This is a genomic window from Microbacterium istanbulense (assembly GCF_037204145.1).
Classification (GTDB): domain Bacteria; phylum Actinomycetota; class Actinomycetes; order Actinomycetales; family Microbacteriaceae; genus Microbacterium; species Microbacterium istanbulense.
In genome coordinates this window covers 53,384-67,982 of sequence record NZ_JBBDGN010000014.1, presented here as the reverse complement: position 1 = coordinate 67,982, position 14,599 = coordinate 53,384, and the positions used below count along the sequence as shown (strand labels likewise).

At 67.9% G+C, this 14,599-nt stretch carries 14 protein-coding genes; 3 read left to right on the top strand and 11 right to left on the bottom strand.

Going from position 1 to position 14,599, the window contains the following annotated elements:
• Genes era through hrcA form a run of 8 tightly spaced genes read right to left on the bottom strand, consistent with a single transcriptional unit; the run spans position 1 to position 7,007 of the window.
• A complete protein-coding gene (gene era, locus WDU93_RS13095; RefSeq protein ID WP_337321348.1) occupies positions 1–897 on the bottom strand; it encodes a GTPase Era in 897 nt (298 codons plus the stop codon).
• A complete protein-coding gene (locus WDU93_RS13090; RefSeq protein ID WP_337321346.1) occupies positions 890–2,182 on the bottom strand; it encodes a hemolysin family protein in 1,293 nt (430 codons plus the stop codon). The genes era and WDU93_RS13090 overlap by 8 nt, the downstream gene beginning before the upstream one ends.
• Positions 2,179–2,637 carry an rRNA maturation RNase YbeY gene (gene ybeY, locus WDU93_RS13085; RefSeq protein ID WP_337321344.1) on the bottom strand — a complete coding sequence of 153 codons (459 nt, stop codon included), beginning with the start codon at positions 2,635–2,637 and terminating at the stop codon, positions 2,179–2,181. Before ybeY ends, WDU93_RS13090 begins: the two co-directional genes overlap by 4 nt.
• On the bottom strand, positions 2,634–3,719 hold the full coding sequence (locus WDU93_RS13080; protein WP_337321342.1) for a PhoH family protein: 1,086 nt from the start codon (positions 3,717–3,719) through the stop codon (positions 2,634–2,636). The genes ybeY and WDU93_RS13080 overlap by 4 nt, the downstream gene beginning before the upstream one ends.
• The gene (locus WDU93_RS13075) at positions 3,697–4,044 is read right to left on the bottom strand and encodes an HIT domain-containing protein (protein ID WP_337321339.1); all 348 of its coding nucleotides are present in this window, start codon (positions 4,042–4,044) and stop codon (positions 3,697–3,699) included. The genes WDU93_RS13080 and WDU93_RS13075 overlap by 23 nt, the downstream gene beginning before the upstream one ends.
• Before the next feature lie 36 nt (positions 4,045–4,080).
• Entirely contained in the window at positions 4,081–4,809 is a 729-nt protein-coding gene (locus WDU93_RS13070; protein ID WP_337321337.1) for a 16S rRNA (uracil(1498)-N(3))-methyltransferase, read from the bottom strand.
• A gap of 14 nt (positions 4,810–4,823) precedes the next feature.
• The gene (dnaJ, locus tag WDU93_RS13065; protein WP_337321378.1) at positions 4,824–5,936 is read right to left on the bottom strand and encodes a molecular chaperone DnaJ; all 1,113 of its coding nucleotides are present in this window, start codon (positions 5,934–5,936) and stop codon (positions 4,824–4,826) included.
• Positions 5,937–5,969: 33 nt separating this feature from the next.
• Complete coding sequence (gene hrcA / locus WDU93_RS13060) at positions 5,970–7,007, bottom strand: heat-inducible transcriptional repressor HrcA (RefSeq protein ID WP_337321335.1); 1,038 nt, start codon at positions 7,005–7,007, stop codon at positions 5,970–5,972.
• Between the two features lie 76 nt (positions 7,008–7,083).
• On the opposite strand from hrcA, the gene WDU93_RS13055 reads away from it, so the two are divergent.
• The gene (locus tag WDU93_RS13055) at positions 7,084–8,505 is read left to right on the top strand and encodes a carboxylesterase/lipase family protein (RefSeq protein WP_337321333.1); all 1,422 of its coding nucleotides are present in this window, start codon (positions 7,084–7,086) and stop codon (positions 8,503–8,505) included.
• Positions 8,506–8,962: 457 nt separating this feature from the next.
• Entirely contained in the window at positions 8,963–9,574 is a 612-nt protein-coding gene (locus WDU93_RS13050; protein WP_337321330.1) for an endonuclease domain-containing protein, read from the top strand.
• Positions 9,575–9,668: 94 nt separating this feature from the next.
• Here WDU93_RS13050 and hemW read toward each other — a convergent pair whose 3' ends face one another.
• The 3 genes from hemW to lepA are packed head-to-tail and all read right to left on the bottom strand — an operon-like array spanning position 9,669 to position 13,435.
• Positions 9,669–10,889, bottom strand: a complete 1,221-nt coding sequence (gene hemW, locus WDU93_RS13045) for a radical SAM family heme chaperone HemW (protein WP_337321328.1) — start codon at positions 10,887–10,889, stop codon at positions 9,669–9,671.
• Complete coding sequence (locus WDU93_RS13040) at positions 10,889–11,542, bottom strand: DUF1990 family protein (RefSeq protein WP_337321326.1); 654 nt, start codon at positions 11,540–11,542, stop codon at positions 10,889–10,891. Before WDU93_RS13040 ends, hemW begins: the two co-directional genes overlap by 1 nt.
• A gap of 30 nt (positions 11,543–11,572) precedes the next feature.
• Positions 11,573–13,435 (bottom strand): translation elongation factor 4, encoded by a 1,863-nt coding sequence (gene lepA, locus WDU93_RS13035; protein ID WP_337321324.1) that lies wholly within the window; start codon positions 13,433–13,435, stop codon positions 11,573–11,575.
• Positions 13,436–13,614: 179 nt separating this feature from the next.
• Here lepA and WDU93_RS13030 point away from each other — a divergent pair, with 179 nt between their 5' ends.
• Positions 13,615–14,598 (top strand): ABC transporter permease, encoded by a 984-nt coding sequence (locus tag WDU93_RS13030; protein WP_337321322.1) that lies wholly within the window; start codon positions 13,615–13,617, stop codon positions 14,596–14,598.
• Position 14,599: the final 1 nt, after the last annotated feature.

The following is a 14,599-nucleotide window of genomic DNA, read 5'->3' as shown; positions in this document are numbered from 1 at the left end:
TCAGAAACCGAGGCGACCGAGCTGCTTGGGGTCACGCTGCCATTCCTTGGCGACCTTGACGTGCAGTTTCAGGAACACGCGGGTACCCAGCAGCTCTTCAATGCCGCCACGCGCCCTGGCGCCGACGTCGCGGAGCCGAGAGCCCTTGTGGCCGATGATGATGGCCTTCTGGCTGTCGCGTTCGACCACGATCGAGGCATAGACATCGGTGAGGTCGCCCTCCTCACGCGGCTCGACATCGTCGACGACCACGGCGATCGAGTGCGGAAGCTCGTCACGGACACCCTCGAGTGCCGCCTCGCGGATGATCTCCGCGATCCGGTCATCCTCAGACTCATCGGTGACCACGCCTTCGTCGTACAGCGGCGGGCCCTCGGGCATCAGCTGCAGCATCTCGTCGGCAAGCACGTCCAACTGCTCACGCGTGAGCGCCGAAAGCGGGATGACGGCGGCCCAGTCCTCCCGCAGTGAGTCGACCTCCATCAGTCGCTCCATGATCGCGTCCTTGTCGGCGGCATCCGTCTTGGTGACGATGGCGACCTTCTTGGCGCGCGGGTAACCGTCCAGCGACGCGGCGATGCGGCGGTCTCCCGGACCAACCTTCTCGGTGGCGGGCACGCAGAAGCCGATCACGTCGACATCGCCCAGCACCTGCTCCACGAGGTCGTTGAGGCGCTCGCCCAGCAGCGTGCGGGGCTTGTGGATGCCAGGGGTGTCGACGATCACGAGCTGGCCATCCGGCCGGTTGAGGATGCCGCGGATCGCCCGCCGAGTGGTCTGCGGCTTCTCGCTGGTGATCGCGATCTTCTCCCCCACCAGTGCGTTCGTGAGCGTCGACTTGCCGACGTTCGGCCGCCCGACGAAGGTCACGAAGCCGCTGCGCATCTTCTCAGTCATCCCGCTCATCCTCTTCTTCATCGGTTTCCACGGGCTCTGGCGCCCGCTCCACGAACACCGTTGCAATGCCCCGGCCACGCCCGCGAGAGGCACCGCCGGTGAGCACCAGGCCATCGATCGTCGCGGTCACACCGGGCTGGGGCACCTGTCCGAGTGCCTTGCCGAGCAGACCGCCGATCGAGTCGACATCCTCGTCTTCGAGTTCCAGGCCGAACAGATCACCCACGTCTTCGAGCGACAGCCGCGAACTCACCCGGTAGTGCCCGGCCGAAAGCTCCACGACTTCGGCGGGACCGCGATCGTACTCGTCGGAGATCTCCCCGACGAGTTCTTCGATCAGATCCTCCAGGGTCACCAGGCCCGAGATGCCGCCGTGCTCGTCGATGACAATGCACACGTGCACAGCGTCGCGCTTCATCTGCTGCAACAGCGTCTCAGCCCGCATGGACTCCGGAACGAACGTCGCCGGGCGTGCGATCGGTCGCACCGGCGCACCACGCCACGCGCTCTCGTCGCGGTAGGCGAACTGCACCAGGTCCTTCAGGTAAAGCACACCGACGACGTCGTCCGCTTCATCGTCGACCACCGGCATGCGGGAGACACCGCTGCGTAGGAACAGGGCCATGGCGTCGGTCGTGTTCGCGGTGGCATCCACCGTCACCATCTCGGTGCGCGGCACCATCACCGCGCGCACGAACTGGTCGGTGAAGTCGAAAACCGAGTGGATCAGATCACGGTCGTCCTCTTCGATGAGGTCGTTGGATGCGGCCTCATCGACCATGCTCAGCAGCTGCTCTTCCGAGGTGAAGCTGCTGCGTCCGCCCCGCGGCGTGACCCGGCGGCCGGCCGTGACCAACGCCTGCGCGAGCGGGCCGAGCAGGATCCGCACGCCGCGGATCACGGGCGCCCAGAAGCGGAGCAGTCCGTCGGCGTGCAGGCGTCCGTACGATCGCGGACTAGCCCCGACCAGCACGAACGTGATGCCGGTCATGAGCACCGCGGCGGCGAGCATCGTCCACCAGATGTTGGGCAGCAACAGGCTGAGCGCCACGGTGACGAGCACGGCGGCTGTCGTCTCGGAGACGACACGCATGAACGCAACCGCGTTGACGTGCGAATCGGGGTCATCGGCGATGCGCTCAAGGGCCTGCGCATTGCGCCCCTCCGAGGCAAGCACCAGCAGGTCGCTGCGCGAACGGACCGCGAAGGCCGCGTCCACAGCGGCCATCAGGCCGCCGAAGGCGACGAGCAGCACGGCCGCCGCAAACAGGAAGACTGCGGTCATCGGTGACGCTCTGCGGCGGCGAACGCCACGATGAGCTCGCGCTGCAGGCCGAACATCTCGCGCTCGTCATCCGGCTCGGCGTGGTCGAAGCCCAGCAGGTGCAGCAGGCCGTGCGTCGTCAGGAGCACGAGCTCGTCTGTCAGCGACTGTCCGGCCGCCTGCGCCTGGGCATCGGCGACCTGGGGGCAGAGCACGATGTCGCCGAGCAGCCCCGGGGGCGTCGGGCGATCGGCGGTGCCGGGCCGCAGCTCATCCATCGGGAAGCTCAGCACATCGGTGGGCCCAGGCTCGTCCATCCACTGCACGTGCAGCGACTCCATCGCGCCCTCGTCGACCAGCACGATGGCCACCTCGGCGTCGGGGCTGACGTGCAGCTGGGCGAGGTTGAAGGCAGTGAGCCGCTGCAGCACCGTCTCATCGACCTCGATGCCCGACTCGTTGTTGATCTCGATCATGACAGTCCTCGCTTCGGCTTTCGGTCGCGCAGGCCCGCACGACGGTCGGCGCGGTTCGCGAACTCATGCGCCTGCTGACGTTCGTGACGGGCGGCGGTGCGCTGCTCGTCGTATTCGCTGTAGGCATCCACAATGCGCCCCACGAGTGAATGACGCACGACGTCATCACTGGTCAGACGCGAGAAGTGGATGTCGTCGATGTCGTTGAGCACGCGGGTGACCAGTCGCAGACCGGATGACCCCTGCGGCAGGTCAACCTGCGTGATGTCACCGGTCACAACCATCTTCGTGCCGAAGCCGAGACGGGTGAGGAACATCTTCATCTGCTCGGGGGTGGTGTTCTGCGCCTCATCGAGCACGACGAACGAGTCGTTCAACGTGCGCCCGCGCATGTAGGCCAGCGGGGCGACCTCGATCGTGCCTGCGGCCATCAGGCGCGGCACGATCTCGGGGTCCATCATCTCGTTGAGTGCGTCGTAGAGCGGACGCAGGTACGGGTCGATCTTGTCGGTGAGGGTGCCCGGCAGGAATCCCAGGCGCTCCCCTGCTTCGACCGCGGGGCGGGTGAGGATGATGCGGTTGACCTCTTTGCGCTGCAGGGCCTGCACGGCCTTCGCCATCGCGAGGTAGGTCTTGCCCGTGCCGGCGGGGCCGATGCCGAACACGATCGTGTTCTCCTCGATCGCGTCGACGTACTCCTTCTGGCCCTGCGTCTTGGGGCGAATGACCTTGCCGCGGGTGGACAGGATCGCCTCGCCGAGCACCTCGCTGGGGCGCGGGCCTTCGTCGCGGCGCAGCAGGCGGGCGGACGTCTCGACGTCGCTGGGCGCGAGATCATGTCCGGCCGTGGTCATCGCGATCAGCTCATCGACAAGAGCCTTGGCCGCCGCGACATCAGCATCCGCGCCGGTGAGGGTGATCTCGTTACCGCGGACCAGCACCTGCACCTGCGGATGCTGGCGCTCCAGCATCCGGAGCAGGCGGTCCTGCGGGCCGAGCAGCTGCACCATCGCGACGCCGTCGGCGTAGATGCGCTCCGTGCGCTCGTCGTTCTTCGGTTCAGGCACCGACACTCTTCTCATCCAGTCCCCCGGCCAGCACATGGGCGTGCACGTGGAACACGGTCTGTCCGGCATGGGGGCCGGTGTTGAAAACGAGACGGAAGTCGCCATCGGCGTGCTCGCGCGCGACCTTCCCCGCGACCTCGACGATCTCAGCGAGCAATGTGGGGTCACCCGCCGCGAGCTCGACGACATCGCGGTACTGCTCGGTCTTGGGAATCACCAGCAGGTGCACCGGAGCCTGCGGGGCGATGTCACGCAGCACGAAGACCCGATCGGTCTCGGCAAGGATCTCACCAGGGATCTCCCCGGTGCGGATGCGCGTGAAGATCGTGGGTTCGCTCATACCGTCCAGTCTATCGACGGGGCTCTTCCCGGCGCCTCACCAGCGGTCCAGGATGCCGGAGAGCACCGCGATCGCGGCAGGACCTGCGGTCGATGTGCGCAGCACCGTGGCGCCCAGTCGCACCCGCTCGGCGCCGGCCTGCTCGAGCTTCTGCAACTCTTCAGGCGTGATGCCGCCCTCCGGCCCGACGACGAGCAGGATGCTGCGCTCGTCAGGGCGCACGGCACTGAGGCGGGCCTCCGCGGTCGGATCGAGCACGAGCACCCGCTCGGTGGCAGCCCGGGCGACCAGCGCCGCCGTGTTCTGAACGTCTTCCACCGGAGGAACCCAGCTGCGATGGGCCTGTTTTGCGGCCTCCCGGACGATCGTCGCCCAGCGCTCTCGGCCCTTGGCTGCCTTCGCACCCTCCCAGCGCGAGATGCTGCGGGCGGCCTGCCACGGCACGATGCCGTCGATACCGAGTTCGCACGCGGCCTGCACGGCCAGTTCGTCACGGTCTCCCTTGGCCAGCGCCTGAGCGAGCAGCAGCCGCACGACAGGTAGCTCCTGCTCACGGCGGCCCGTGATGCGCACGCGCACCTCGGTGGCCGAGACGTCTTCCGCGACTCCCTCCAGCCACACGCCCTCACCGTCGCCCACGGTCACGCTCTCGCCGACGCGCACGCGACGGACCACAGCGGCGTGCTTGGCCTCCGCCCCGGTGAGGACGACGACGTCACCGACACGCGCGTCGGTGCAGGACGGGGTGAGGAAGTGCAGCGCCATGAGGCTCCGTTCGATCAGTGACTGCGGAAGCGGTCGCGCAGCTTCGAGAACAGTCCCGGCTGGAACTGCGACAGCTTGGGCGCCGGCGCCTTGGTCTTCTTCGCGAAGTCCTCGATGAGCGCGCGCTGGGCGGAGTCGAGTTTGGTCGGTGTGACCACCTGAACGCCCACGCGCAGGTCGCCGCGCTGGCTGCCGCGCAGCGGCGTGATGCCACGGCCGTCGATGGTGAGCACGTCGCCGGACTGCACGCCAGGGCGGATGTCGAGCTCGACCTTGCCATCGAGGCCATCAATCGTCGTGGAGGTGCCGAGGATGGCATCCGTCATCGAGACCTCGAGCGTGGCGAGCAGGTCGTCGCCCTCGCGGCTGTACACCGGGTGCGGCGCGACCGTGACCTCGACGTAGAGGTCACCGTGCGGACCTCCGGCACGACCGATCTCACCCGAACCGGGAAGCTGCAGACGCAGTCCGGTCTCGACACCGGCAGGGATGTCGAGCGACACGGTGCGGCGGGAGCGCACCCGTCCCTGGGCGCCACACGAGACACACGGGTTCGGGATGGTCGTGCCAAAGCCCTCGCATGTACCGCACGGCTGCGAGGTGACGACGTTGCCGAGCAGACTGCGCACCTGACGCTGCACGTGGCCCGAGCCACCGCAGACATCACATGTCACCGGCGAGGTGCCCGGCTGGCAGCAGCTGCCCTGGCACGTCTCGCACAGCACCGCCGTGTCGACCTCGATGTCACGGTGCGTGCCGAAGACCACGTCACCGAGGTCGAGGTTGACGCGCACAAGGGCATCCTGCCCCCGCTCGCGGCGCGACCGCGGACGGGCATTGCGCGCGCCGGACCCCGCACCGAAGAACGTCTCGAAGATGTCGCCGAAGCCGCCGAAGCCCCCGGCGCCGAAGCCACCGTTCGCGTCGCCGCCCATGTCGTAGCGGCGCCGCGAGTCCTCGTCGCTCAGCACGTCATAGGCATGCGTGACGAGCTTGAACTTCTCGGCGGCATCCTCACCCGGGTTCACATCGGGGTGCAACTGGCGCGCCAGTCGTCGGTAAGCCTTCTTGATCTCGTCCTGGGAGGCGTCACGAGACACCCCGAGAACTTCATAGTGGTCCGCCACAGTCACCTTTCTGAGTGTGTGCGTCGCGGGCGCTCAGCGCCCGGAGTCGTCGTCCTCGAGCAGTCTCGAGAGGTAGCGCGCCACCGCACGGGCGGCGGCGAGGTTGGTCGGGTAGTCCATGCGCGTCGGTCCCATCACACCGACGCGGGCTGTGCCACCGGGGGCAGCGTAGTTGCTCGCCACGATCGAGGCTTCGCCCAGACCGAACGGCGCGTTCTCGGTGCCGATGCTCGCGGCGAGTCCATGCTCGTCGGTGACCATCTCGCTCATCAGGCGCAGCAGGGTCACTTGCTCCTCGATGGCCTCGAGAAGCGGATGGATGCTGCCGCGGAAGTCCTGTTCCCTTCGGGCGAGGGTTGCGGCTCCGGCCATCACCAGACGGTCCTGGCGGAACTCGCCGAGCTCTTCGGAGATCACCCCGGCGATCACGTCGAGCGCCGGCTGGGTGCGGGCGCCAGCAGGCTCAACGGGGCCGAGATCGCCGACGCGCTCGCTGGCATCGGCCACGGGGCGCCCAGAGATCACCGCCGACAGCCGCGCACGCAGCACGGCGATGTCTTCTTCGTCGATGTCGATGGGCAGCGGGGCAACGCGCTGCGAGATGCCGCCGGCATCCGTCACCAGGATCACCAGCACCCGATTCGGCGCGAGGGCGACGAGCTCGAGGTGGGTGATCTTGGCGCGGGCGAAGGACGGATACTGCGCGAGAGCCACCTGTCCGGTGAGCTGTGTCAGCACGCGCACTGTGCGGGCCATGAGGTCGTCTAGGTCTGCCGGCGCCACGAGGAACGACTCGATCGCTGCCCGCTGCGCCCCGCTGAGCGGGCGCAATTGCGCCAGGTGGTTGACGAACACGCGGTACCCCTTGTCGGTGGGCACGCGCCCAGACGACGTATGAGGAGCCGTGATGAGGTCTTCGTCCTCGAGCTGGGCCATGTCATTGCGGATGGTGGCCGCGGACACCCCGAAGGCGTGGCGCTCAACGATCGAACGGCTGCCGACCGGCTCATGGGTCTCGACATAGTCCTGCACGATCGCCCGCAGTACCTGCAGCCCGCGTTCCGAGACCATGTCGCTCCCTCCTGTTGGCACTCACACTCGCTGAGTGCCAATTCTACCCGCCGCGAGACCCCGTAGCATGACCGCCATGGGGGAAGAGACAACGGTCGCTCTCTCGGTGGGGACGATCGCCGGGAGCGAGACAGACGGCATCCGGCGTTTTCTCGGCGTGCCCTATGCCGCAGCGCCGTTCGGTGAGAACCGGTTCCGCCCGCCACAGCCGGTGGCGAGCTGGAGCGGCATCCGCCCCGCCGTCGCGTTCGGCCCCACCGCCCCGCAGTCGCCCTACCCCGCACCGATGTCCTCCCTGCTCGGCAGCGTGCAGATCCCGGGCGAAGACATCCTCACCCTGAACGTGTGGGCGCCGGCCGACGCAGAGGCAGCACCGGTGGTCGTTTGGATCCACGGCGGCGCGTTCGAGCGGGGCACGGCGGCGTTGTCGGGGTACGACGGCACGTCCTTCGCGGCCGATGGCATCGTCTATGTCTCGGTGAACTACCGTCTCGGATCCGAAGGCTTCTCCGTGCTGAAGGATGCCCCGCTAAACCTCGGGCTGCGCGATGTCGCCGCCGCACTGCAATGGGTGCACGCCGAGATCGCGGCGTTCGGCGGCGACCCGGGTCGAATCACCCTCATGGGCGAGTCAGCGGGCGGCAGTCTCGTCGCCGCGCTCCTGGCACGCGACGACACCAGGCCCCTCGTCAGCGGGGCGATCATCCAGTCGGCGCCGCTGGAAGCGAAGCCGGCGTCTGTCGCCGGCAAGGTGACCGGTGCCCTGGCGAAGCGCCTGAAAGTCCCCGCGACACGCGAGGGCTTCGCACGCCGCAGGCCCGATGAACTCGTCGAGGCGCGGCGACAGCAATCCGCCGGATCGTCGCCACTCGGACGCACGCCGGGATTCCACCTCGCCCTGGATCCGGATTCACTGCCGCGGTCGCCGCACGAGGTTCTGGCCGAGATCGCGACACCTCTCCTGATCGGTACGAACACCGATGAGTACCGCCTCTGGTTCTCACCGCAGGCTCTCGCCCGCGTCTCCGAGCTGCGTGTGCTGATCGCCCGGCTTGCCCTGCGCATCCGTCACCGTGCAATCAGCGCCTATCGGGCGGCCTGGCCGGCGGCTCTCCCCGGTGAACTGCTCGGCCAGATCGCCACCGACCTGCTGCTGCGCGCCCCCGCATCCCGGCTCGCGCAGCGGCGGCAGGCCCCGACCTACTTCTACGAGTTCATCTGGGAGAGTCCGATCCGCGATCTGCGCGCCGCGCACGCCGTCGAGCTCGGCTTCGTCTTCGATGGCCTGCGCTCAGGGTCGTGGCATTCGCTGGTCGGCGATGAGGCTCCACAACACCTGGCCGATGAGATGCACCAAGCCTGGGTGGCATTCATCCACGAGCGCACGCCCGGCTGGCTCCCCTACCAGCATGGACGCGCCGTCCGCCTGTTCGGCATGCGCTCCGTCACGATCACCCAGCGCCGCACCGCCGCGATGGATCTGCTCCCCGAGCGCTGAGCCGCAGCGGAGCAGGAAAGTGCCGCTCCGCGCGCTCGCGCAGCGGCACTTTCCTGCTCCCGTCGCCCGGGGCGGGGAGTTCTCCACAGCAGGGGCGCCTTCGCGTGCGGGCGAGAGCTGCGAAGCGGCAGGATCTCGGCATGCGCCATCGCATCGCTCTACCCGCCCGACTCGGTGAGACCTTCCACGTGCGCCAGGCTGCCGCGGCCGGCATCAGCCGGGCCGCGCCGATGCTCGTGACCTGCATCGCCCCTTCCACGGAGTGCGGGCGGTCGCGCGCGCGACGAGCTTCGACGAGCACGTGGCCCTGTACCGACCGCGACTGAAACCCGGTCAGCGGTTCGTGGGAATCACCGCAGCGCGGTTGTGGGGTTTGCCCGTCCCCCTCCCCTGGTCACCGGCCGAGCTCCTGGAGCTCGCCGTGCCCTCCACACAAGGCCCGCCTCAGACACAGGGCGTGCATGGACGACGACTGGCACAGGGACGGTCGACGACATGGAAACTGCGCGGTCTCCCGGCGGTCTCACCCGAAGCTGCCTGCTTCAGCACGGCCGCTCTGCTCTCGGCTGATGATGCGGTCGTCATGCTCGACGCGCTGGTCACGACCTCGCTCAACTATCCCGGACTGGCCCCACGACGGCCGCTCAGCACCCTCGCACAGATCACAGAGCAGCTGTCCGTGTGGGGTCGGTTTCCGGGATCGGCCCGAATTCGCGCCGCCTTGCCGCTGGCACGGCTGGGGGTGGAGTCACCCAAGGAGACACAGACGCGACTGGCGATCCGCGCGGCGGGGCTGCCCGAACCCGTGGTGCAGTATGAGGTGCGCGTCGGCGGCATCCTCATCGCGCGTAACGACCTGGCCTACCCGGAGCTGCGCATCGCGATCGAGTACGAAGGCGACGGGCATCGCACCGACCGTACGCAGTGGCGCCGCGACATTCGGCGACAACGCGAGCTCGAAGACCTCGGCTGGATCGTCATCCGCCTCACCGAGCACGACCTTCACGACGGTCTGGCATCCTTCCTTACCCGCATCCGCCGCGCCATCGCCACCCGCACCGCGCACTGACTGGTTAGCGCAGCAGAAAAGCGCCGCTCGCCGGGCGCGCGCAGCGGCACTTTCCTGCTCCCATCGGGCCGCGCGGGGCGCAGGGGGGTAAGACTCAGTCGGTGAGAGCGCGCACGACGGCGTCGGCGAGCAGGCGTCCCCGCAGCGTCAGGCGCAGCTGCCGGTCGCGCAGCGCGGCGGCCGGGTCGACCAGCCCGTCGGCGATGAGCTCGGCGACGCGTTCGCGCCCGCTCTCGGGCACATCAGCGATCGGGATGCCCTCGGCGAGCCGGCTGCGCAGCAGCACGCGCTCGAGCATCGCCGCCTCGGGGTCGGGCTGTTCCCGGCCCGCGGCAGGCGAATCCCCCGCCGCGAGGCGCTGGGCGTAGGCCGCCGGGTGCTTCACGTTCCACCAGCGCAACCCGCCGACGTGGCTGTGCGCGCCAGGACCGAAGCCCCACCAGTCCGAGCCGCGCCAGTAGGCGAGATTGTGCAGCGACCGCTGTTCGGCACCGCGCGCCCAATTGCTCACCTCATACCAGTCGTAGCCGGCCCCGCCCAGGCGCGCATCCGCGAGCTCGTACATGTCGGCCTGCAGGTCGTCATCGGGCATGGGCACCTCACCGCGGCGGATCTGCCTGGCCAGCTTCGTGCCGTCCTCGATGATCAGGGCGTAGGTCGAGATGTGGTCGGGATCGAGGGCCAGGGCGGCATCCAGCGACTGCTCCCAGTCGCCGAGCGACTCCCCCGGCGCTCCGTAGATGAGGTCGACGCTCACGTCGAGCCCTGCCTCGCGGGCGGCCCGCACCGCTGTCGTGACGTTCTCCGGGCGGTGGGTGCGGTCGAGGGCGGCGAGCACATGCGGCACCGCCGACTGCATGCCCACCGACATGCGCGTCACGCCCGCAGCCGCGAGCGTCGCGACGACCTCGGGGGTGACCGTGTCGGGGTTGGCCTCGACGGTGACTTCCGCGCCGTCCTCCAGCCCGAAGGCGGATGCCGCAGCATCCAGCATCCGCGCGAGATCACCCGGCGGCAGCAGCGTCGGCGTGCCCCCACCGAAGAACACGGTGTGCATGGGCCGCAGGCCCCCGGCTTCGGTCAGCACCCGGGCTGCAAGCTCGATCTCGGCGATGAGCGTGCTGGCGTAGTCTTCCTGCCGCGCCCCCCGCAATTCACTCGACGTGTACGTGTTGAAGTCGCAGTAGCCGCAGCGCACTCGACAGAACGGCACGTGCAGGTACGCCGAGAAGGGCACGTCGTGATCGACGCGCACAGACGAAGGCAGGTGTCCGTCGGCCGGAGCCGGGTCACCGAGCGGAAGCGGTCCCGCCATCAGTGCGGGGTGGTGTACATCGGCGAGATCGCACGCAGGTAGCGCGCGAAGAGCTCCCGACGGCGGCGTTTGATCAGCGCGGGGACAGTGCGATACAGCACGGATGCCGGGGCGTCGAACGCCCGCACGGTGAACCACACCTCATCGCTGTCTTCACGCCAGTCCACGTCGAACGCCTCCTCGCCGCTGACGACGGAGCCGCCGACGGTGCCGAGCACGAAACCGATCCGGCGCGGCTCCTCCGTGACCGAGATGACGCGCAGTTCGGCATCCGCGCTCATGCCGGCCACCCGGCCACGTACCTTGAGTGTCATGCCGGGTGCGACGAACGGCGTACCGCCCGCGTCGAATCGCTGCTCGCTCTGCGCCTTGTTCGGCGCGATCGGAGCGCCCTCCGCGTCGAAGCTGACACCGGTGTATCCGGTCGCCGCGGCAGGGCGGACGTCTTCCAGCTCGAGGCCGGCGGCGCGCTGCGCCGTCCACGACAGCAGCGCCTCCCCCGTGGCGCGGAAGCGCTCCTCGCCACTGCCGATCCGCCAGGAGTTCTCGGCAGGGATGCTGTGCTCCGGCGGATACTGCATCAGGTCGGGGGCATGGGTAGCCCCGACCGCGGCGTAATCCACCGTGCCTTCTCGGAATGTCCCGCGACGCATGGTCTCCACCCTAGACGGCGTACCTGAACGCTACTTCTTGTCCTTGCCCTCGACGTCGCCGGACAGTGCGGCGATGAACGCCTCCTGCGGCACCTCGACGCGGCCGACCATCTTCATGCGCTTCTTGCCCTCTTTCTGCTTCTCGAGCAGCTTGCGCTTACGGGTGATGTCACCGCCGTAGCACTTGGCGAGCACGTCCTTGCGGATCGCGCGGATGGTCTCGCGGGCGATGATCCTGGCACCGATCGCGGCCTGGATCGGCACCTCGAACTGCTGGCGCGGGATGAGCTTGCGCAGGCGCTCGGCCATCATCGTGCCGTAGGCGTACGCCTTGTCCCGGTGCACGATCGAGCTGAACGCGTCGACCTTGTCGCCCTGCAGCAGGATGTCGACCTTGACCAGGTCGGACTCCTGCTGGCCGCTGGGCTCGTAGTCGAGGCTCGCGTAGCCCTGCGTCTTCGACTTCAGCTGATCGAAGAAGTCGAACACGATCTCGCCGAGCGGGATGTTGTAGCGCAGCTCGACGCGCTCTTCGCTGAAGTACTCCATGCCGAGCAGCGAACCGCGGCGCGACTGGCACAGTTCCATGACGGTGCCGACGTAGTCCTTCGGCAGCAGGATCGCTGCCTTGACCATCGGCTCGGCGACCGAGGCGACACGCCCGTCGGGGTACTCGCTGGGGTTGGTGACGGTGACCTTCTCGCCGGTGTCGGTGGTGACCTCGTAGATCACGCTCGGCGCGGTGGTGATGAGATCGAGGCCGAACTCCCGCGACAGGCGCTCGGTGATGATCTCGAGGTGCAACAGCCCGAGGAAGCCGGCGCGGAAGCCGAAGCCGAGGGCGACGGAAGTCTCCGGCTCGTACTGCAGCGAGGCATCCGACAGCTTGAGCTTGTCGAGGGCCTCACGCAGCTCGGCGTAGTCGCTGCCGTCGATCGGGTAGATGCCCGAGAAGACCATCGGCTTGGGGTCGGTGTAGCCGGCAAGCGGCTCGGATGCCGGCTTGCGCGCGGTGGTGACCGTGTCACCCACCTTCGACTGGCGCACGTCTTTCACACCGGTGATGAGGTATCCCACCTCACCGACGCCGAGGCCCTTGGTGGGAATCGGCTCCGGGCTCGAGACACCGATCTCGAGAAGCTCGTGGTTGGCGTGCGTCGACATCATCTGGATTCGCTCGCGCGGCTGCAGCTGGCCATCGACCATGCGCACGTAGGTGACGACGCCGCGGTAGGCGTCATAGACAGAGTCGAAGATCATGGCCCGGGCGGGAGCGTCGGCATTGCCGACCGGTGCCGGAATCTGCTCGACGATGCGGTCCAGCAGTTCCTCGACGCCGACGCCGGTCTTGCCCGAGACCCGCAGCACGTCTTCGGGGCGACCGCCGATGAGATCGGCGAGCTCCTTGGCGTACTTCTCGGGCTCCGCCGCCGGCAGATCGATCTTGTTCAGCACCGGGATGATCGTGAGGTCGTTCTCGAGCGCCAGGTACAGGTTGGCCAGCGTCTGGGCCTCGATGCCCTGCGCCGCGTCGACGAGCAGGATCGCACCCTCACAGGCGGCGAGGGAACGAGAGACCTCGTAGGTGAAGTCGACGTGCCCGGGGGTGTCGATCATGTTCAGCGCGAATGTCTCGGCGTTCTTGCCCTCACCGATCGCCCACGGCATGCGCACGGCCTGGCTCTTGATGGTGATACCGCGCTCGCGCTCGATGTCCATCCGGTCGAGGTACTGGGCGCGCATGTCACGCTCAGCGACGACACCGGTGATCTGCAGCATCCGGTCGGCAAGGGTCGACTTGCCGTGATCGATGTGAGCGATGATGCAGAAATTGCGGATCTGCGGGGCCGGAGTCGCGGCAGGCGACAGCGGCGAAAGAGCGCGTGGTGACATGGGGTCCCTGAGCTTGCCGAACGGGTTGTGTCGATTGTACGTTCCGGGCCTGCGAATCCCCGATTCGGAGCGGCCGGTGATAGTCTCCGAAAGTTGCCTGGAGTCCAGTACCCCTGGATCCCGACCCAGCGTTGCGTCGGCAGATCCCGCGCTCAGCTGTAAAGAGAAAGAATCACACCTTGATCAAGTACCTCGTGCGCAGAGCCCTCGGCTGGCTGCTCATGATCGTGGTCGCGACAAACATCACGTACTTCCTCGCGTGGGCCTACCTGGACCCGAAGAGCAACTACGTGGGACGTCGTCCCCCGCTCAGTGAACAGCAGATCGAGAACCTGCTCGCCCCCCGCAACCTCAGCGACTCCGTCCCGCTCTACGAGCGGTGGTGGAACTGGCTCACCGACATCGTCCTGCACTGGAACTGGGGGGTCAGCCCCACGGGCGGCTCGGTCAACGAGCAGATCGCCTACCGCGCCTGGGTCAGCGCCGAGCTGGTGCTCGGAGCGACGATCATCGCCACGGTGATCGGTATCGCGCTCGGTGTGTACACGGCCTCGCGCCAGTACAAGCTGGCCGACCGCATCGTGCAGGGCATCTCGATCATCACGATGAACATCAACATCATCGTGGCGGCGCTGGCGATCGTGATCCTCGCGATCAACTTCAACCAGTGGGTCGGCGAGCGAGTGTTCTACGTCACGGGCTCGTCGAGTGAAGGTGTCACCGGCTTCTTCCCCGTGCTGGTGGATGCGCTGCAACACCTGATCCTGCCGACGATCGCTCTGGTGATCACCGGCTACGCGGGCACGTACTTCCTGCAGCGATCGCTGCTGCTCGACAACATCAAGGCCGACTACGTCCGAACCGCCCGCGCCAAGGGCCTCACCAAGCAGCAGGCCATCCGCAAGCACGCCCTGCGGACCTCGCTGATCCCGGTCGCCACACAGGTGGCGTTCACGATCCCGACCGTCTTCACGGGCGCGATCCTGACCGAGACGATCTTCGCCTGGCAGGGCATGGGTCGTTACTTCCTGACGACCATCAACGGGAACGACGTGCATGGCGTGGTCGCAGTCGCGGCCTTCGGCGCCGTGCTGACCGCCATCGGCGCAATCCTCGCCGACATCGCCGTCGTCGTTCTCGACCCGCGAGTGAGGGTGAGCTGAG

What these genes read in the sequence shown, in the direction of transcription:
- era (WP_337321348.1), bottom strand. Translation starts at nt 897, where the DNA reads ATGACTGAGAAGATGCGCAGCGGCTTCGTGACCTTCGTCGGGCGGCCG.
- WDU93_RS13055 (WP_337321333.1), top strand. Translation starts at nt 7,084, where the DNA reads ATGGGGGAAGAGACAACGGTCGCTCTCTCGGTGGGGACGATCGCCGGG.
- WDU93_RS13075 (WP_337321339.1), bottom strand. Translation starts at nt 4,044, where the DNA reads ATGAGCGAACCCACGATCTTCACGCGCATCCGCACCGGGGAGATCCCT.
- WDU93_RS13080 (WP_337321342.1), bottom strand. Translation starts at nt 3,719, where the DNA reads ATGAGAAGAGTGTCGGTGCCTGAACCGAAGAACGACGAGCGCACGGAG.
- WDU93_RS13070 (WP_337321337.1), bottom strand. Translation starts at nt 4,809, where the DNA reads ATGGCGCTGCACTTCCTCACCCCGTCCTGCACCGACGCGCGTGTCGGT.
- ybeY (WP_337321344.1), bottom strand. Translation starts at nt 2,637, where the DNA reads ATGATCGAGATCAACAACGAGTCGGGCATCGAGGTCGATGAGACGGTG.
- lepA (WP_337321324.1), bottom strand. Translation starts at nt 13,435, where the DNA reads ATGTCACCACGCGCTCTTTCGCCGCTGTCGCCTGCCGCGACTCCGGCC.
- WDU93_RS13090 (WP_337321346.1), bottom strand. Translation starts at nt 2,182, where the DNA reads ATGACCGCAGTCTTCCTGTTTGCGGCGGCCGTGCTGCTCGTCGCCTTC.
- hrcA (WP_337321335.1), bottom strand. Translation starts at nt 7,007, where the DNA reads ATGGTCTCGGAACGCGGGCTGCAGGTACTGCGGGCGATCGTGCAGGAC.
- hemW (WP_337321328.1), bottom strand. Translation starts at nt 10,889, where the DNA reads ATGGCGGGACCGCTTCCGCTCGGTGACCCGGCTCCGGCCGACGGACAC.
- WDU93_RS13040 (WP_337321326.1), bottom strand. Translation starts at nt 11,542, where the DNA reads ATGCGTCGCGGGACATTCCGAGAAGGCACGGTGGATTACGCCGCGGTC.